The 16,474-nt window shown below is 64.7% G+C and carries 21 protein-coding genes and 1 pseudogene; 8 read left to right on the top strand and 14 right to left on the bottom strand.

Going from position 1 to position 16,474, the window contains the following annotated elements; translation table 11 throughout:
* Positions 1–30 precede the first annotated feature (30 nt).
* The 4 genes from JY451_02565 to JY451_02580 all read left to right on the top strand — a co-directional run bounded on the left by JY451_02565 (position 31) and on the right by JY451_02580 (position 5,370).
* The gene (locus tag JY451_02565; GenBank protein QZH75516.1) at positions 31–1,476 is read left to right on the top strand and encodes an SLC13/DASS family transporter; all 1,446 of its coding nucleotides are present in this window, start codon (positions 31–33) and stop codon (positions 1,474–1,476) included.
* Between the two features lie 149 nt (positions 1,477–1,625).
* Positions 1,626–2,969 carry a cystathionine gamma-synthase family protein gene (locus tag JY451_02570; GenBank protein ID QZH75517.1) on the top strand — a complete coding sequence of 448 codons (1,344 nt, stop codon included), beginning with the start codon at positions 1,626–1,628 and terminating at the stop codon, positions 2,967–2,969.
* 335 nt (positions 2,970–3,304) lie between these two features.
* Positions 3,305–4,249: a hypothetical protein gene (locus JY451_02575; GenBank protein QZH75518.1), complete on the top strand. Its 945-nt coding sequence runs from the start codon at positions 3,305–3,307 to the stop codon at positions 4,247–4,249.
* Between the two features lie 50 nt (positions 4,250–4,299).
* A complete protein-coding gene (locus JY451_02580; protein ID QZH75519.1) occupies positions 4,300–5,370 on the top strand; it encodes a hypothetical protein in 1,071 nt (356 codons plus the stop codon).
* Positions 5,371–5,531: 161 nt separating this feature from the next.
* Here the strand turns inward: JY451_02580 and JY451_02585 are convergent, their stop codons facing one another.
* Complete coding sequence (locus JY451_02585) at positions 5,532–6,068, bottom strand: J domain-containing protein (GenBank protein QZH75520.1); 537 nt, start codon at positions 6,066–6,068, stop codon at positions 5,532–5,534.
* Positions 6,069–6,293: 225 nt separating this feature from the next.
* Here JY451_02585 and JY451_02590 point away from each other — a divergent pair, with 225 nt between their 5' ends.
* On the top strand, positions 6,294–6,431 hold the full coding sequence (locus JY451_02590) for a hypothetical protein (protein ID QZH75521.1): 138 nt from the start codon (positions 6,294–6,296) through the stop codon (positions 6,429–6,431).
* Here the strand turns inward: JY451_02590 and pal are convergent, their stop codons facing one another.
* The 3 genes from pal to JY451_02605 all read right to left on the bottom strand — a co-directional run bounded on the left by pal (position 6,432) and on the right by JY451_02605 (position 8,818).
* Positions 6,432–6,956 carry a peptidoglycan-associated lipoprotein Pal gene (gene pal, locus JY451_02595; protein ID QZH75522.1) on the bottom strand — a complete coding sequence of 175 codons (525 nt, stop codon included), beginning with the start codon at positions 6,954–6,956 and terminating at the stop codon, positions 6,432–6,434.
* 69 nt (positions 6,957–7,025) lie between these two features.
* Complete coding sequence (gene tolB, locus JY451_02600) at positions 7,026–8,432, bottom strand: Tol-Pal system protein TolB (protein ID QZH75523.1); 1,407 nt, start codon at positions 8,430–8,432, stop codon at positions 7,026–7,028.
* On the bottom strand, positions 8,429–8,818 hold the full coding sequence (locus tag JY451_02605; protein ID QZH75524.1) for a hypothetical protein: 390 nt from the start codon (positions 8,816–8,818) through the stop codon (positions 8,429–8,431). The genes tolB and JY451_02605 overlap by 4 nt, the downstream gene beginning before the upstream one ends.
* 22 nt (positions 8,819–8,840) lie before the next feature.
* Here JY451_02605 and JY451_02610 point away from each other — a divergent pair, with 22 nt between their 5' ends.
* Positions 8,841–9,290 carry a hypothetical protein gene (locus JY451_02610; protein ID QZH75525.1) on the top strand — a complete coding sequence of 150 codons (450 nt, stop codon included), beginning with the start codon at positions 8,841–8,843 and terminating at the stop codon, positions 9,288–9,290.
* Here JY451_02610 and JY451_02615 read toward each other — a convergent pair.
* The 10 genes and pseudogenes from JY451_02615 to hisB form a co-directional block, all read right to left on the bottom strand.
* Complete coding sequence (locus tag JY451_02615) at positions 9,273–9,722, bottom strand: biopolymer transporter ExbD (GenBank protein QZH75526.1); 450 nt, start codon at positions 9,720–9,722, stop codon at positions 9,273–9,275. The genes JY451_02610 and JY451_02615 overlap by 18 nt on opposite strands.
* A gap of 136 nt (positions 9,723–9,858) precedes the next feature.
* A complete protein-coding gene (tolQ, locus tag JY451_02620) occupies positions 9,859–10,563 on the bottom strand; it encodes a protein TolQ (GenBank protein QZH75527.1) in 705 nt (234 codons plus the stop codon).
* Positions 10,560–11,028, bottom strand: a pseudogene (locus JY451_02625) (YbgC/FadM family acyl-CoA thioesterase). The gene tolQ and the pseudogene JY451_02625 overlap by 4 nt, the downstream one beginning before the upstream one ends.
* Positions 11,029–11,241: 213 nt before the next feature.
* Positions 11,242–11,619 carry a histidine triad nucleotide-binding protein gene (locus tag JY451_02630; protein QZH75528.1) on the bottom strand — a complete coding sequence of 126 codons (378 nt, stop codon included), beginning with the start codon at positions 11,617–11,619 and terminating at the stop codon, positions 11,242–11,244.
* On the bottom strand, positions 11,619–11,939 hold the full coding sequence (locus JY451_02635; GenBank protein ID QZH75529.1) for a phosphoribosyl-ATP diphosphatase: 321 nt from the start codon (positions 11,937–11,939) through the stop codon (positions 11,619–11,621). Before JY451_02635 ends, JY451_02630 begins: the two co-directional genes overlap by 1 nt.
* A gap of 131 nt (positions 11,940–12,070) precedes the next feature.
* On the bottom strand, positions 12,071–12,244 hold the full coding sequence (locus JY451_02640; protein QZH75530.1) for a hypothetical protein: 174 nt from the start codon (positions 12,242–12,244) through the stop codon (positions 12,071–12,073).
* A gap of 148 nt (positions 12,245–12,392) precedes the next feature.
* On the bottom strand, positions 12,393–13,157 hold the full coding sequence (hisF, locus tag JY451_02645) for an imidazole glycerol phosphate synthase subunit HisF (protein QZH75531.1): 765 nt from the start codon (positions 13,155–13,157) through the stop codon (positions 12,393–12,395).
* Positions 13,158–13,281: 124 nt separating this feature from the next.
* Entirely contained in the window at positions 13,282–14,007 is a 726-nt protein-coding gene (gene hisA, locus JY451_02650; protein ID QZH75532.1) for a 1-(5-phosphoribosyl)-5-[(5-phosphoribosylamino)methylideneamino]imidazole-4-carboxamide isomerase, read from the bottom strand.
* Between the two features lie 103 nt (positions 14,008–14,110).
* The gene (hisH, locus tag JY451_02655) at positions 14,111–14,740 is read right to left on the bottom strand and encodes an imidazole glycerol phosphate synthase subunit HisH (GenBank protein QZH75533.1); all 630 of its coding nucleotides are present in this window, start codon (positions 14,738–14,740) and stop codon (positions 14,111–14,113) included.
* Positions 14,733–15,326, bottom strand: coding sequence for an imidazoleglycerol-phosphate dehydratase HisB (hisB, locus tag JY451_02660; GenBank protein QZH75534.1), 594 nt, complete (start codon positions 15,324–15,326; stop codon positions 14,733–14,735). The genes hisH and hisB overlap by 8 nt, the downstream gene beginning before the upstream one ends.
* 128 nt (positions 15,327–15,454) lie before the next feature.
* On the opposite strand from hisB, the gene JY451_02665 reads away from it, so the two are divergent.
* Together JY451_02665 and JY451_02670 are read left to right on the top strand one after the other, a co-directional pair.
* Entirely contained in the window at positions 15,455–15,967 is a 513-nt protein-coding gene (locus JY451_02665; protein ID QZH75535.1) for a hypothetical protein, read from the top strand.
* Between the two features lie 38 nt (positions 15,968–16,005).
* On the top strand, positions 16,006–16,425 hold the full coding sequence (locus tag JY451_02670) for a hypothetical protein (GenBank protein ID QZH75536.1): 420 nt from the start codon (positions 16,006–16,008) through the stop codon (positions 16,423–16,425).
* Positions 16,426–16,474: the final 49 nt, after the last annotated feature.

The raw sequence follows: 16,474 nt of genomic DNA on the forward strand, positions 1-16,474 counted from the left end.
CCAAGGGAAGCGAGAGGGGAAATTCAGGGCATGACGGCGCAGCGCATCGGCTTCTGGCTTGGCCCTGCCCTGTTTGTGCTCACCCTGCTCCTGCCGGCACCGGATGACATGGGCGCGCCTGCTTGGGCGGCGGCGGGACTGACTGCGTGGATGGCTGCCTGGTGGACAACGCAGGCGGTGCCGTTGCCAGTAACCGGCCTCCTGCCCTTTATCGTTGCGCCTTTCTTTGGCGGCGGAACCGCGCGCGAAGTGGCTGGCGATTACTATTCGCCTATCATCTTCCTGCTGCTGGGCGGCGCGTTCCTTGCGCTCGCCATCGAACGGACAGGGCTGCACAAGCGACTGGCGGCCTGGGTGATCGATGCAATTGGCGGGCGCGGCGGCGAATTCGGGCTCCTGCTGGGGTTCATGATTGCGGCGGCGATTCTCTCCAACATCATCAGCAACACTTCGACCGCGCTGATCATGATGCCAATGGTGCTTGCGGTGCTGGCCGGTGGCGGACCAGTTGCACACCAGAACACAGGTGCAGGTGAAGTCGAACAGTCCGGCCTGTTTGGCGCCCTGCCGATGGGGCTGGCTTTCGCGGCCTCCATTGGCGGGCTCGGTACAATCATCGGCTCACCCACCAATGCCATCGGCGCGGACCTGCTGCGCGAGATTTCGGGAGTGGAGATCACCTTTGCCCGGTGGGCGATGTTCGGCGTGCCGGTGGTGATACTGGGGGTTCCCCTCGCCGCAGTCATTGTCGCAAGGGTTCATCGTATCGCCGAGCATCCGTTCGACATTCACGCCGCCCGCGCGGCCATCGAACCGCAGGGCGGGTGGAGCAGCGCGGAGCGGCGGTTGGTGCCGGTGATCGCACTGGCCTTTATCGCCTGGATGCTGCGCGGCTTCCTGTCACCCCATCTGCCGGAAGATTCCGTTACTGACGGCACGATCGCGGTTGCCGCCGCGCTTGCGCTGTTCGTCCTGCCCGACGGGAGCGGTCGCCGTCTGCTCGACTGGCGCGAAGCGGAGCGCGCGCCCTGGGGTGTCCTGCTGATGTTTGGCGGCGGGCTGGCACTTGCCGGAGCGATGACGCGCACGGGGCTTGCCGAATGGCTGGGCAATGCCCTGCTGCCATTGGCCGGCGCGCCCCTGTTTCTGATCGCGCTGGCGCTGGTCGCCATGGTGGTGCTCATCACCGAATTTGCGAGCAATGTGGCCACCGCGAGCGGGATCATGCCCGTAGTCGCCGCGCTGGCTGTGGCGATTGGTGGGGATACTGAAACGGTGCTGCTGCTCGCAATGCCGGTCGCGCTTGCGGCAAGCTGGGGATTCGTTCTGCCTGCGGGAACCGGGCCGAACGCGATTGCCTGGTCAACCGGGCGCGTCGCGCTGCCACGCCTTATCAGGGCGGGTCTGTCACTCGACATCCTAGGCGCTTTCCTGATCGTTGGCGTGGTCTTCGCCCTGGCTCCGCTGATCGGCTGAGGCTTGCGGCGACTCGCTCCTGCCGATAATTGCATATGAAACCGGTTGCCGGGCAGGTGCGCTTCTGAGGAGGTTAGGAGCGGGTGGCCCGGCAGGCCGAATGGCCCCTGCCTTCCTGGGGGCGTTCCATCTGGAAGGATGCCAGCATCATGGCCGACAACAAGCACGATCCCGCCCAAGATCCTCTCGGTGCCATCACCACCCCCACCCCGCGTCGCAAGCCAAAGCCCGAAGCGAAGACCGTTGGCGGGCGGCAGTTGAAGCCAAGCACGCTGATGATGGGCCACGGCTACGATCCGGCGCTCTCCGAGGGTTCGCTCAAGGCGCCGATCTTCCTCACGAGCACCTTCGCCTTCGAGAACGCGGCGGCGGGCAAGCGCCATTTCGAAGGCATTACCGGCAAGCGTGCGGGCGGGGCGGAAGGCCTCGTCTATTCGCGCTTCAACGGGCCGAACCAGGAAATCCTCGAAGACCGGCTGGCGATCTGGGACGGGGCAGAGGACGCGCTGTGCTTCTCCTCCGGCATGACCGCGATTGCCGTGCTGATCCTCGCTGCGTGCAACGCGGGCGATGTCATCGTCCATTCCGGCCCGCTCTATGCCGCGTCCGAAGGGTTCATTGCCAAGGTGATGGCGAAATACGGCGTCACCTATGTGGCCTTTCCCGCCGGAGCAGGCCGCGAGGAACTCGACGCGGTGATGATCGAAGCCAAGGCCAAGGCCGCGCAGCAGGGCGGCGAAGTGCCGCTGATCTATCTCGAAAGCCCCGGCAACCCCACCAATGCCTTGGTCGATGTCGAAGCCGTGAAGGCCGCGCGCGATGCGCATTTCGATCCCGACCGTTGCCCGATCGCGATCGACAACACATTCCTCGGCCCGCTGTGGCAGCGCCCGCTCGATCAGGGCGCCGATCTGGTGGTCTATTCGCTGACCAAGTACGTCGGCGGCCATTCCGATCTGGTGGCGGGCAGCGTTTCCGGCGCCAAGCGCTGGATCGACGCGATCCGCGCGCTGCGCAACACGATGGGCGGGATCGCCGATCCGAACACCGCGTGGATGCTGCTGCGCTCGCTCGAAACCGTCGAACTGCGGATGCAGCGCGCGGGCGAGAACGCGGCGAAGGTCTGCGCCTTCCTCAAAAGCCATCCCAAGGTCGAAGGGCTGGGTTATCTCGGCATGATCGAGGATGCGCGGCAGCAGGATATCTACAACCGGCACTGCCTCGGCGCAGGTTCCACTTTCTCGGTGTTCATCAGGGGCGGCGAGGCGGAGTGTTTCCGCTTCCTCGATTCGCTTCAGGTCGCCAAGCTGGCGGTCAGCCTCGGCGGGACCGAAACGCTCGCCAGCCATCCGGCCAGCATGACGCACCTCTCGGTGGCGGAGGAACGCCGCAATGCCCTCGGCATCACCGACAACCTGGTGCGGATTTCGGTGGGGATCGAAGACCCGGACGATCTGATCGCAGACTTCGCGCAGGCGCTCGACGCGGTATGAGGAGACCTATCGTTGGGTGCATCGAGGCATCGCCGAAATGTACCCTGCGGCAAGTCGCGCACATCCCTCTTTCCTACACCCGCACCCGGCGGTTAGCGTCGCGCGCCATGTTCGCACCATGTCCACCCCCTGCTCGAAAGCGCTTTGGCGTCGAAGTCCGATTTTGGTGTAAACTTGGTGTCAACTTAGAACTACAACCTGCCCAGCGGCCCCCCACGCACGACACAACGGGGAAATAGGGGCAAACGCCGCTTGCCCCGCCCCGCGCCGGACAGCTAAGGGAAAGGTTCGGCGGGGTAAGCCCCCGCGCACATAGCGAAAAGAACGGGAATCACGTGATCCGCAAACTCGGCCTTCTGCTCGGCGTCGCTGCCCTCGGCGCGCTTGTCACCTCCTGCGGCGGGGACGACAGTTCTACCCCGACGCCAACCCCCACCGGGACGAGCACGGGCACGCCGACTCCCACGCCGACGCCAACCTCGATCGCGTTTAGCACCACCGCCAGCTTTTCCGCCACCACCACCAACGCGGGCTATATCGTCGCCTATTTCACCCCCACCGCGGGCGGAGTGGAGACCTTCAACGACGGTGCGCGGGTGAACGGCACCAGCACCATCGACTTCGTCGCCTCGCCCGACAGCGCCACTTTCAACTTCCCCGACCTGGAAGACCCGGTGGTGTTCGATGCCGCCGATTTCGTCAGTGCCAGTGCGACCGAGCGGCGCTATGTTTCGGGGGACGAGGCACTGACATTGTTCCTGCCGTTCCAGCACGTTCTGCTGACCACGTACCAGATCGACAGCCAGGCGTTCACCCGCGGCACCGTGGCAGGCACGCTGCGCAGCCAGCGCAACGCGCTGTTCTTCAACCCGGTCACCACCACCAGCGCGATCACCACCCCGCTGACCTACACCGGGCAAGTGCAGGTGGCGGGCGGCGATCCCGGAACTACGCCTTCGGGTGTGATCACGGCCACGGCCACCGATTTCACCATCACCCCCGGCGCATCCAGTACCGCCGTGGCAGGCACGATCCGCGTGTTCCAGACCGTTGCCGGTGTCGAAACGCTGGTGGCGACCATCGCCATCAGCGATACGGTTTCGGCGTCGGGTGGGTTCGACGGCACTATCACGGACACGCCGAACAAGCTGACCGGACAGTACGCAGGCATCCTTGCAGGCCCCAATCGCGAGGAGATCGTGATTATCTTCTCGGTCATCGACAGCACTGCCGACGACTCCGATTTCACCGAATTCGTCGGCAGCTTTATCGGTAGCTGACTTGCGCGCGGCGGCGCGGCGCGGTTAGTCCCTCCGCAGGGAGAGACCATATGATCCGCCGCTTCGCCGTTGCCACCCTGCTCCTGGCCGTCACCAGTCCGCTGGCGGCGCAGGAAGCCGATCTTTCGCAACCGCCGCGTGTGCTCGCCGAGCTGGCGGGCGCGCAGGTGGCGGAGCAGGGCTGGCAAGCCCCGCGCACCCAATGGGGCGATCCCGACCTGCGCGGCACCTGGCCGCTCGACGTGGTCGGACGCACCTCCACCGAGCGGCCGGAAGACTTCGGCACTCGCGCCTACTACACCGACGCCGAATATGCCGAGGCGATGGCCCGCAGCGAGGAAATCGCGGCAGGCTACGCGCGCGAAGACAGCAGCGGTGCGATGGGCAGCGGCCACTGGTTCGAATGGGGCACGCCGCTGCGGCAGGTCTCGCTGATCATGGCCCCCGCCAACGGCCGCCTGCCGCCGCTCACCGCGCAGGGCGAAGCGATGAGTGCGGCCATGCGATCGAGCTGGAACGTCACGCAGTTCGAGGAGATCGCCGATTTCAACTCGCTCGACCGCTGCCTCTCCCGCGGACTGCCGAGCAGCATGACGCCCTTCCCCTACAACAACGGCGTCCGCATCTTCCAGTCGCCCGGCCATGTGGTGATCCAGCTCGAACTGGTCCACGAGACGCGGGTGATCCGGCTGGAAGGCGAACCGCTGCCGGATGAGATCCGCCCTTGGCTCGGTTCATCGGTGGGCCGCTGGGAAGGCGATACGCTGGTGGTGGAAACGACCAACCTCACTGGCGAGACCCCGATGAACATCGTCGGCCCCGGAAACAAGCCGATTCCCACCAGCCGCGAACAGACGGTGGTGGAACGCTTCACCCCGGTCGGGCCGGACACGCTGTTCTACCAGGCGACGATCACCGACCCGGTGGTCCTCACCGCCCCCTTCACCCTCGCCTTCCCGCTGACCCGCGACGACGATTACGCGATGTTCGAATATGCCTGCCACGAAGGCAACACCGTGGTGCGCAACTACATTACGACGACCAGCCCGCGCTACATGGGCGAGAATGCCGCACCGGTGGACGATCCGGCGGCTTGGGTGAACGATACGGTGGAGCGGTAGGGTGAACCTGCTCGGCCGAAACCACAAAAGTCCGCTCATGCTGAGCTTGTCGAAGCATATGCACGAAACTCGCCTCGCGTCTGGGCAAGTGTGTTGCCTGCCCTTCGACAGGCTCAGGGTGAGCGGATGGAGCGCAAACCCCGGCTCAACCTAAGGAGCCTCTACCCCTTCCACTCCCGCCGCTCCTCGGCCGCTTTCAGCACTTCATAAGCCAGTTGCAGCTTGTGGAATTCCGCCGCGGCCGCTGCATCGCCGGGTTTCACGTCCGGGTGGACTTTCTTCGCCCGCGCGCGCCATTCGCGTTTGATTGCGTCGAAATCGGCGTCGGCTTCGAGTTCGAACACTTCCAGCGCGCGCATCTCGTCGGACGAGCGCGAGCCGTCGCCGCTGGCTGCCCAACCGTAATGCTGTGCTTCGGAATAGCCGGCGGTCTCCGCCTGCTCGGTCTTCATCCGGCGGGCGGCTTCTTCCTTGTCCAGTCCCTGGAAATAATCCCAACCCTTGTTGTATTCCGCCGCGTGTGACTGGCAGAAATACCAGCGTTCCCTGCTGTTGGGGCTCTTGGGCGCGGGGCAGTTGCCCGGTTCGTCACAGCCGTGGCGATCGCAGATGCGCACTTCCACGGCATCCCGGCTGGAGCCATAGCCGCGCCAGCGGGGAAAGCCCCAATCGGTGGAGCGGCCGGGCGAACGGGCCATCAGCGGGAGTCCTGCGAATTGGGCATGTCCTACCTATAGGCACTAAGAGCCCCAACGTGAACAGGGGAGTTGGTCCGGGTGCGATTCATCGTTCTGTTACAAATACGTGCAAAATGCTGCATTGCAAAAAAAGCCTTCCGGGCTATCTGCAAGACTGCCCCCAGCAAGACGAGAAATCCCGTGAGCAAGCAACTGGCCATTTCCGCATGTGCGTCCGTCTTCGCGATGGCAGTTTTTGCGCTGTTCGCCACGCCGGATGGCGACTTCGCCGGCGCGGGAGGCGCATACGAAGAAGGCGCGACGATCGAAGCCGCCGCGCCCTCCGTGGACCGGGTCTCCCCGGCCCTGTTCAAGCTGTTCTGATCAGCGCGTTATCATCACCGTAACCGCACGGCGGTTGCGCGCCCATGCAGCTTCGTTCGATCCGGTCGCGACCGGGCGTTCCTCGCCCATACTCACCGTGGTCAGGCGGCTTTCGGGCACGCCGAGGCTGACGAGATAGTTCTTCGCCGCATTCGCGCGGCGTTCACCCAGCGCGAGGTTGTAATCGCGGGTGCCGCGCTCGTCCGCATGGCCTTCCACCGTAGCGCGGGCGCTGGTGTGCTGGAGCAGGTATTCGGCCTGGCGGCGCAGCGCGGCAGCGTCTTCGCTGTCCACATTATAGCGATCGGTATCGAAGTAGATCGTGTCCGCACCCGCCATTGCGGCGGCAAAATGCGGCTGCGAACCCGGCTGCGGTCCGGCGGGTGTGGTGGCGGTAGGCGTCGGCGTGGGCGCAGTCACCACATCGGCAGGCGGCGGCGGCGTGGTTTCCGGTGGCTCCCGGCGGCAGGCACCCAGTGCCAGCGCGCTCGAAAGGGTAAGGGCTATGATGATCTTGGTGTTCATGGTCTGGCTCTCCTTAAACCTGCTGAAAGGGATGCATTCTTGTGTGCAGCCCACGGGGAGACAACGCAGCTACGGCAGAACCGGTCCCCAAGCCGGGTCTGACGCTCCGACCGGAGTGCGCAGGCGACGCTCGTTCTCGCCGGTCAGGTCAACCTGCCAGATCGAAGTGTCGCCCGAATTGCGCTCCGTGCGGAAAAACTGGATGATGCGGCCGTTCGGGGCCCAGCTCGGGCCTTCGTCCTGCCAGCCGTTGGTGAGCGTGCGCAGGTTGCGACCCTGCGGGCTCATCACCGCGATATGGAAGTCGCCCACGATGTGGGTGAAGGCGATCTGGTCGCCGCGCGGGCTCCATTCAGGACTGGCGCAGCGCCCGCCGAAGAAGCTGATCCGGCGCTGGTTGCTGCCGTCGGCATTCATCACATAGCATTGCTGCGCGCCCGACTGGTCGCTCTCGAACACGATCTGGCTGCCATCGGGTGAATAGGAACCGCCGACTTCGATTGAGGGGCTGTCGGTCAGCCGCAGCGGGGTGCCGCCGCCTTCCGCCGAAACGCGATAGATGTCGGTATTGCCGCCGATCGCCATCGAATAGAGAATCCAGCGCCCGTCCGGGCTCCAGCGCGGCGCGAAAGTCGGGTTGCTGCTCTGCGTCACCAGCGTCTGCTGGCCGCTTTCGATATCGTAGATGTAGATGCGCGGATTGCCGTCCAGATAGGAGAGGTAGGCAATGCGCGAATAGTCGGGCGAGTAGCGCGGCGAGAGCGCGGTCGACTGGCCATTGGTGATGAAGCGGTGGTTGGCCCCGTCGCTGTCCATGATTGCCAGCCGCTTGACGCGGTTATCCTTCGGCCCGGTCTCGGCGATATAGGCGATGCGGCTGTCGAAGAACGGACTTTCGCCCGACAGCCGCGAATAGACGAGATCGGCGCAGCGGTGCGCGGCGCGGCGCCAGTCGGTGGGGGCAACCACCCAGCCTTCGCGCACCAGTTCGCTTTGCAGCGCCACGTCGTAGAGATAGCAGCCGACGGTCAACTGCCCGTCCGGATTGGCGCGGACGAAGCCGTGGACGAGCATTTCCGCCGAGCGACCTTGCCAGGTGTTCCACGCAGGCGCGGTGATCTGCGGATAGCTGGGGCGCGGCAGCGAATCCGGGCCGACCGGGCGGAACAGCCCGTTGAAGCGCAGGTCGTCGTAGACGATCTGGGCCAGTTCATAGCCCAGCGCGCCGGTGCCACTGGCGTTGGCGGCAGTGGGCGCGTTCTGGTTGGTGGCGAAGCTGGCTATGGCGATGCCGAGGTCTTGCCAGGCTGAGTCGTCGGTAACGCTGCCGCGCAACGGGCCCTCGTCGGGATCGCCCTCCTGCCCAATTACTTCCTGAGGTTCTTCAATAGTGGCGGGATCTAATGCGCTGGACTGCGCAACGACAGGAGATGAAAGCAGCAGTGCGAATACTACTGATACAAAGGAAAATTTCATAACAAACTCCGGTCGAAATCCCATTCGAGATAATCCCATTCGCTGTAAAACCGCTCTGGCAGGGAGCTGAAGTCAGCGGTCATAACAGCGCGAATAGCTCGCTCGCAATGTAACTGTGATTGTGGCCGGTTTGCCTCCGTTACCGTTCCAGTTTGTCTGCAAGTAGGTGTTCCACGAACGCTTCCATCACGATTCAAACGCCAAGTGACATTGGAACGTAGCAGTTCCGCATCAGCCCCGGTAGGGGCGCTGCCGCGCCAGCGAGCACGCAAAATTCGAGTTATCGCTGAGTTCAGCGCCGAGCGCTCAGCCGCGCCGAACGTGACAGCAGGAGAACCGCTATTGCCTTCCGTGGTGCTTGCCCCTTCGAGGAAGTTCTCGCTCAATCGGCTGCCACCGGCGCGGCGCGTGGCCGTCGGCGTAGGCGCGGGCGTGGGGCGCGAAGTGGCGCGGCTCGTCGGGGTGGGCGCCGGTGTCGGGCGCGTCGTGGGCCGCGCCGTGGGCCGCGTTGTAGGCACCGGGCGGGGCTCCACGGTCGGCGCGGGGCGCGGGCGGACGGGAGGCGCGGTGATCGGTTCCGGCTCCGACGGCTGCGGCAAGTCGGTCACCACCGGAGCGAAGCTCGCGGCAGGCTCTGCCGAGGGGTCGGGAGCGGTGCTTTCCAGGCTGACATCGGTGGCAAGGCTCACGTCGATCCGCTCGGGCGGGACGATCGGCTCCATTTCACGGGTCGCTTGCCACATCAGCGCCGCCGCCAGCGCGACATGCGCAACCACGGCAGCACCGATGCCGATACGTTCTTCGGGGGAAAGGCGCGCGAGGGTGGCCATCGTATCGGGGCTATGGCGCTTCGTCTGAACCTGTTGTGACCAGCGAAATCTGATTGAAACCGGCGCGGTTCAGCTCGCCCATCACCGCCATTGCCCGGCCCCAATCGATATTCCGGTCCGCGCGCAGGTTCACCAGCGGGCGATCGGCGCCCTCCGGCCCGGCAAGCGATTCCAGCGCTTCGGGAAGTGCGCCGCGCGCAATCCGCGCGTCATCGACATAGACGAATCCTTCCCGATCGATGGCAACGGTGATCTGGTCCGGCTCCTGGTCGATCGGATTCGCGCGGCTTTCGGGCAGGTCCACCGGCACCCCGCTCGCCAGCAGCGGCGCCGTGACCATGAAGATGATCAGCAGCACCAGCATCACGTCCACGAAGGGCGTGACGTTGATTTCCGCCATCGGCGCGCGGCGGTGCCCCTGGCGGCGCGAACGCCTGCCGCCTGCCATGCCCATCGCCATCAGCAGGGCACTCCAAGTCTCGTCATTGCGAGGAGCCGAAGGCGACGCGGCAATCCATCACCTGCGCTTGCGCCAAGTCCGACCGTCGGGAGATGGATTGCTTCGCTTCGCTCGCAATGACGAAGAAGGGTGGACATCACACCGCCTCCATTTCGCGGCTGATCTGTGCGTGGACACGGTCGGCAAAGCGGGTCAGCCGGGCTTCGAAGCCGTTCACCGTGTTCGACAACCGGTTGTAGGCGATCACCGCCGGGATGGCGGCGAACAGGCCGATGGCGGTGGCAAACAAGGCCTCGGCAATGCCGGGGGCGACCACCGCGAGCGAGGAGTTCTGTTGCAGGCCGATCTGGAAGAAGCTGTTCATGATCCCCCAGACGGTGCCGAACAGGCCGACGAAGGGCGCGACCGAGCCGACCGTGGCGAGGAAGTTCAGCCGGTCTGCCAGACTGTCCGATTCCAGCGCCACCTGCCCTTCCATCGCCTGCGCCACGCGGGCGCGGGCGGCTTCGCGGTCCTTCAGGCCCGTCTTGTGCGAGCGGCGGAATTCGTTGACCCCGGCAGCCGCAATGCGCGCGGAAGGATTGTCCTTGCGGCGGCGCGCATCCAGCGTCCCGTCGACATCCTCGGTATTGGACCAGAACTCTTCCTCGAAAGCGGCGCACTTCTTCGTGGTGCTGCCCATCCGCAGGCTGAAGCCGATGATGATCGCCCAGACCCAGACCGACGCCAGCACCAGCCCGGCGATGACGATCTGCACGACGATATCGGCCTGCATGAACAGCTCGATCGGATCGAGCCGGGTCGGCACCGCAGCAACGGCAAGGGTATCGAAAATGCTCATTCAGGGTCTTTCACATTGTCGTGATTCACAAAGGTTTCGAACGCGGCGCGCCATTCCGGCGGCTGCCGCTTTGGCCTGCCGTCGGGCGCAAGGAAGGCCGCGACGATCTCCACTTCGGCGAGCAGTTCGCCGCCGCGCAGGATCTTCTGGTGCATGTGCGCGCTGGCGGCGCGGATCTGGGTGCAAATGGTCTCCACCACCAGCACATCCTCAAATTTCGCCGGGCGGCGCCATTTGATATTGGCCTCGGACACCGCATAGAACCCCTCGCCCGCATCGAAGGCGGCGCGCTGATCGATTCCGAGCAGGCGCAGGATATCGCTGCGCGCGCGCTCGCACCATTTGAGGTAATTCGCATGATAGGCGATGCCAGACAGGTCGGTATCCTCAAAAAAAAACGCGCACCGGATAAAGGTGACGCGCCCCTTCGATGCGGCCGGAGGGTGGTTCAATCTGGGAAGCCATAGATGAACGGCGGCTTACATGCGGGCTCGCGCGGACAAAAGGGGGTAATTGGCAGGGCGAGTCTTTATCGGGGCAAAAAGGGGCGGGATTGTGAAACCCGTCTCTTGCTACGTCCCCCCGGACTTGATCCGGGGTCCCGCTTTTTCTGGCAAGTGCCGCGCAGTGAACAGAAGCGGGACCCCGGCTCGGGGCCGGGGTGACGATGTTGGTGCTTTACCGCGCCAGCATCGGCCCCAATGGCCCGCCACCGAACAGGTGGACGTGCAGATGCGGCACTTCCTGCCCGCCGTTCCGCCCGATGTTCGCGAGCAGCCGATAGCCGCGCACCACCAGACCGTTATCGCGTGCGACATGGCCGACCGCGCGGACGAAGCCGGCGATTTCCTCCTCCGAGGCTGTGGCCGAGAAATCGTCCCAGCTGACATAGGCACCCTTGGGGATCACAAGGATATGAACCGCCGCCTGCGGATTGATATCGTGGAAAGCGAGCGCGTGATCGTCTTCATAGACGCGGTTGCAGGGAATTTCCCCGCGCAGGATCCTGGCGAAGATGTTTTCCGGGTCATAAGGCGCAGTGGGATCAATCGCCATCAGTCGGTGCTCCTTGCGGCTTTTTCGTCCAACCCGGAAATGCCGTCCCGCCGGTCCAGCTCTTCCAGCACGTGCGCCAGAGGAATGTCCTTCGCGCCGAGCAGTACCAGCAGGTGGAACAGCAGGTCGGCGGCTTCTCCGGTCAGTTCCTCACGGCTGCCCGCCAGCGCGGCGATTACGGTCTCGGTCGCTTCCTCACCCAGTTTCTGGGCGATCTTCTGCAGGCCCTTCGCATGCAGGCTGGCGACATAACTGGATTGAGGCGCGGCAATGCGGCGCTGCGCGATGACCATTTCGAGGCGGGAGAGGGTGTCAGACAAGCAGCAGAACCTTCGTCGTTGCGAGGAGCCGCAGGCGACGCGGCAATCCAGTCCCGCAATTGCGGTTTGTCGCGACGGCAGGACTGGATTGCTTCGCTACGCTCGCAATGACGAGCGTTCAAGAGGTCCGCTCAATCGTCCTTGTTCGACTTCCGCATCGACAGCCGCCGCCCGACGATCACGCCGAGCACGCCCAGCGCGAACAGGGTGAGGCTCGATCCCTCGGGCACTTGCGCGCTGGCAGTGGCGCCTGCGGGTGCGGCGGCGAACAGCAGCATCAGGGCAATGGGGAGGCGGTGGAGCATGACGCACGGAATCGGCGCATCTGCTGCAATGCACAAGCGGCGCGGCGGACCTGTCCCGGTGCGGGACCGGCTGCGATGAGAGTGTAAATATGCGTAACTTGTGAGGCTGGCTCGAAGTACGAAAGACCTGCCAGTAAAGCGCCTGATTTCAGGTAGTTCGCGCCGGAAGCCCCGCCGCGCGCAGGGCCGCGTGGGCCTCCGCAATCGTATGTGTCCCGAAATGAAAGATGCTCGCCGCCAGCACCGCGCTGGCCCCGCCAATGGTCACACCGTCGACGAGGTGCTGGAGCGTGCCGACTCCGCCGCTCGCCACCACCGGCACCGAAACCGCATCGGCAATCGCGCGGGTGAGTTCGAGATCGTAACCGGCCTGTGTTCCGTCTCCGTCCATGCTGGTGACGAGCAGCTCGCCCGCGCCCAGTTCCGCCAGCCGCACAGCGTGTTCCACCGCATCGATCCCGGTCGCGCGCCGCCCGCCGTGGGTGAAAATTTCCCACCTGCCCGGCTCGACCCGCCGCGCATCGACGCTCGCCACCGCGCACTGGCTGCCCATGCGCTGGGCGATGTCGTCCATGATCTGGGGCCGCGCCACTGCCGCCGAATTCACTGCGACCTTGTCCGCGCCTGCCAGCAGCAGCGCGCGGGCGTGTTCTACGCTCGAGACTCCACCGCCAACGGTCAGCGGCATGAAGCACACTTCGGCGGTGCGGCGGACAATATCGAGCAAGGTCCCGCGCCCTTCGTGGCTGGCGGAAATATCGAGGAAGCACAATTCGTCCGCGCCCGCGCGGCTGTAGGCCTGCGCCTGCTCGACCGGATCGCCCGCATCCTTGAGATCGACGAAATTGACGCCCTTGACCACGCGCCCCTCGGCGACATCGAGACATGGAATGACGCGGATGCGGACGGTCATTGGCTCCCTCCTTCGTCATTGCGAGCGCAGCGAAGCAATCCAGTCCCGGTGTTGCGAGTTCGCGCAGCAGCGGGACTGGATTGCCGCGTCGCCTGCGGCTCCTCGCAATGACGAGGTAAATCCATCACCTGTTCGCCATCGCTATCGCCGTCGCCAGATCGAGCTTTCCTTCGTACAGAGCCCGCCCGGTAATCACCCCCTCGATCCCCTCATCGGCATGGATCGCCAGCATCCGGATATCGTCGAGCCCCTTCACCCCGCCGCTGGCGATCACCGGGATATCGACCGAGCGGGCGAGGTCCACCGTCGCCTCGACATTGCAGCCCTTGAGCATCCCGTCGCGCCCAATATCGGTGAACAGCAGGCTGGCCACCCCGGCATCCTCGAACCGCCGCGCCATGTCGCGCACCGGCACGTCGGAGACCTCGGCCCAGCCCTCGGTCGCGACCATGCCGTCCTTCGCATCGACCGCGACCACGATGCCGCCGGGCCATTCGCGGGCCATGGTCTTGACGAATTCCGGGTCCTTCATCGCCGCAGACCCCATCACCACCCGCGCCACGCCGAGGTTGAACCAGCCTTCCACCGCCGCGGCATCGCGAATACCGCCGCCAAGCTGCACATAGCCCGGAAATGCTTCGACAATCGCTTCCACTGCCTCGCGGTTCTCCGCCCGCCCGGCAAAGCTGCCGTCGAGATCGACCACGTGCAGATGCTCCGCCCCGGCCTCGGCAAACAGCTGCGCCTGCGCTGCCGGATTATCGCCATAGACAGTGGCACGGGCCATATCGCCTTCGGCCAGCCGCACGACCTGGCCCCCCTTCAAGTCGATGGCAGGGAAGACGATCATCAAAAGCCCTCTTGCGAGCTCCCGCGCAGGCGGGAGCCTCCTTCGGCCCGCGCTGGCCATGCGGCACGAGGTCCCCGCCTGCGCGGGGACTCACCACTAGCAATCACACCTTCCACTCCAGAAACCTCCTCAATAAATCAAGGCCATAGCCCTGGCTCTTCTCGGGATGAAACTGCACGCCGACGATGTTGTCCCGCGCCACCGCGGCCACCAGCCCGCCGCCGTGGTCGGTCATCGCGGCAATGTCGCGGCCCTCCTCGGGCGCGAAGTGATAGGAGTGGAGGAAATAGGCCTCGCCCTCCTCGAGCAGTTCATGGTTACGATGGTGGGGCGTGAGGGCGACATCGTTCCACCCCATATGCGGCACCCGGATATGCGGATCGGCGCGGTCGATCAGGCGGACCTCGCCGGGAATCCAGCCGAGCCCCTTATGCGCTCCATGCTCCAGTCCGCGCGTCGCAAGCAATTGCATTCCCACGCAAATGCCGAGGAAGGGCACGCCCTGCTCGACCACCCGCGCCTCCAGCGCCTCGATCATGCCGGGGATCGCCCACAGTCCGTCACGACAGGCCCCGAAGGCCCCGACACCCGGCAACACGACCCGTCGCGCACCAAGCACCAGCTTCGGATCGGCAGTAACGGCAACATGCTCCGCGCCAGCCGCGTTCAGCGCGTTGTAAACAGAGTGAAGATTGCCCGCGCCATAGTCGATCAGCGCGATAGCCTCAGCCACCCAACTGCCCCTTGGTGCTCGGCACCGCCCCGCCCTTACGCGGGTCGAGTTCCACCGCCTGCCGCATTGCGCGGGCGAAGCCCTTGTAGAGCGCCTCGCAGATGTGGTGGTTGTTGCTTCCGTAAAGCACCTGGCAATGCAGCGTCAGCCCCGCCGATTGCGCCACCGAATGGAACCAGTGCCCGATCAGCTCGGTATCCCATTCGCCCAGTTTTTCCTGCGTAAACCGAGCTTTCCACACCAGATAGGGGCGGCCGGAAATGTCCACCACCACCCGCGCCAGCGTCTCGTCCATCGGCGAATGGGCTTCGCCATAGCGGCCGATGCCGCCCTTGTCGCCCAAGGCATCGGAAAGTGCTTGCCCCAGCGCGATCGCGGAATCCTCGGTGGTGTGATGCTGGTCGACATGCAGGTCGCCGCGCACTTTCAGCTTAACGTCGATCAGCGAATGGCGGCTGAATTGCTCCACCATATGATCGAGAAAACCGATCCCGGTGGAAATGTCATAACGGCCCGTGCCATCGAGATCGACTTCCACGAGGATGTCGGTTTCCTTGGTTTTCCGCTCTGTCCGGCCTGTGCGCATGAGGCGAGCCTATAGGCACAAAGCCGCCGCGCGCAAGCCGCGAACCGCGCCCCAGGCCATCGGGCCAGCCACGGATTTGCGGCCAATTGCCGCTTGACCTTGCCAGCCGCCGCCGCCACCTGTGCGCCATGAGCGACAACACGCCCGACAGCCTGATCCCCTATGACGAAATCGTGCAGGAAGCCCTGCGCGCGGTGGTGGGGCGAGTGCTCAACTCGGTCGTGCATTCAGGCGGTTCGCTTCCGGGCGGGCACCATTTCTACATCACCTTCAAGACCGGCGCGCCGGGGGTGGATATCCCCAAATCGCTGCGCGAACGCTTCCCTGACGAGATGACTATCGTCTTGCAGAACAAGTTCTGGGACCTGAAGGTTACGGACAACGGCTTTTCGGTCGGACTGAGCTTCAACCAGATACCGTCAAAACTGGTGATACCCTTCGCCGCGATCACCGCATTCGTCGATCCGGCGGTGGATTTCGGGCTGCAGTTCCAGGCCGCAGTGGAAGACCCGTCTCCCGCCGATCACGACGCTGCGCAGAACGATGGTTCGCCGGATTCGGAACAGGTGAGCGTTTCGGACATTGCCAAGAGTGAGGACGGATCGAACGTCGTCACGGTCGATTTTGGCCGCAAGAAGTAACCGCGGACACTCGCTGTCCGCCAAGCCGGGGCAGTAATGTGTCTGAATCCAAGCATATAACCGATAAGCTGGCGAATTCGTTGGGCGATGCTGCGGATAGTGTCGGGGCGCAGGACGATCGCGTGCCCGGACCCAGCCCCAATCCTGCCACCAATCTGCTGATCCACGATATCATCCTGCGCAGCACCGGGCGCGTTGTGCGTTTGACGATGGAAAAGGCGCTGCTCGGCCGGCGCTATGGCAAGGATTTTGCGCGCGAAGCGATCGACAATCGTTCGGCGATGCAGGCACTTACCGCCTATGGCATTACCAAGGTCGCGACCCGGTCGATCCCCGGTTTCCTGCTGGTCAGCACAGGTCTGGTGGCCAAGACGCTGTTCGACCGCAGCCAGGGCCGTCGCAAGGCCCAGCGCGCCGGCGAAACGGCGCTGCGCGATCAGGCCGATCCCAACACGTGAGCTGACGACAAATCCGCACTCCTGCAATCGCAGGGCTTGATTTGCCGCC

The organism is Erythrobacter sp. (assembly GCA_019739335.1).
Taxonomy (GTDB): domain Bacteria; phylum Pseudomonadota; class Alphaproteobacteria; order Sphingomonadales; family Sphingomonadaceae; genus Alteraurantiacibacter.

Coding starts and splice junctions, on each gene's coding strand:
- pal (QZH75522.1), bottom strand. CDS start 6,956: ATGAACACCAAGATCATCATAGCCCTTACCCTTTCGAGCGCGCTGGCA.
- JY451_02585 (QZH75520.1), bottom strand. CDS start 6,068: ATGGCCCGTTCGCCCGGCCGCTCCACCGATTGGGGCTTTCCCCGCTGG.
- tolQ (QZH75527.1), bottom strand. CDS start 10,563: ATGAGCATTTTCGATACCCTTGCCGTTGCTGCGGTGCCGACCCGGCTC.
- hisF (QZH75531.1), bottom strand. CDS start 13,157: ATGACCGTCCGCATCCGCGTCATTCCATGTCTCGATGTCGCCGAGGGG.
- tolB (QZH75523.1), bottom strand. CDS start 8,432: ATGAAATTTTCCTTTGTATCAGTAGTATTCGCACTGCTGCTTTCATCT.
- JY451_02580 (QZH75519.1), top strand. CDS start 4,300: ATGATCCGCCGCTTCGCCGTTGCCACCCTGCTCCTGGCCGTCACCAGT.
- JY451_02630 (QZH75528.1), bottom strand. CDS start 11,619: ATGGCGATTGATCCCACTGCGCCTTATGACCCGGAAAACATCTTCGCC.
- JY451_02590 (QZH75521.1), top strand. CDS start 6,294: ATGGCAGTTTTTGCGCTGTTCGCCACGCCGGATGGCGACTTCGCCGGC.
- JY451_02615 (QZH75526.1), bottom strand. CDS start 9,722: ATGGCGATGGGCATGGCAGGCGGCAGGCGTTCGCGCCGCCAGGGGCAC.
- hisA (QZH75532.1), bottom strand. CDS start 14,007: ATGATCGTCTTCCCTGCCATCGACTTGAAGGGGGGCCAGGTCGTGCGG.
- JY451_02665 (QZH75535.1), top strand. CDS start 15,455: ATGAGCGACAACACGCCCGACAGCCTGATCCCCTATGACGAAATCGTG.
- hisB (QZH75534.1), bottom strand. CDS start 15,326: ATGCGCACAGGCCGGACAGAGCGGAAAACCAAGGAAACCGACATCCTC.
- JY451_02640 (QZH75530.1), bottom strand. CDS start 12,244: ATGCTCCACCGCCTCCCCATTGCCCTGATGCTGCTGTTCGCCGCCGCA.
- JY451_02570 (QZH75517.1), top strand. CDS start 1,626: ATGGCCGACAACAAGCACGATCCCGCCCAAGATCCTCTCGGTGCCATC.
- JY451_02565 (QZH75516.1), top strand. CDS start 31: ATGACGGCGCAGCGCATCGGCTTCTGGCTTGGCCCTGCCCTGTTTGTG.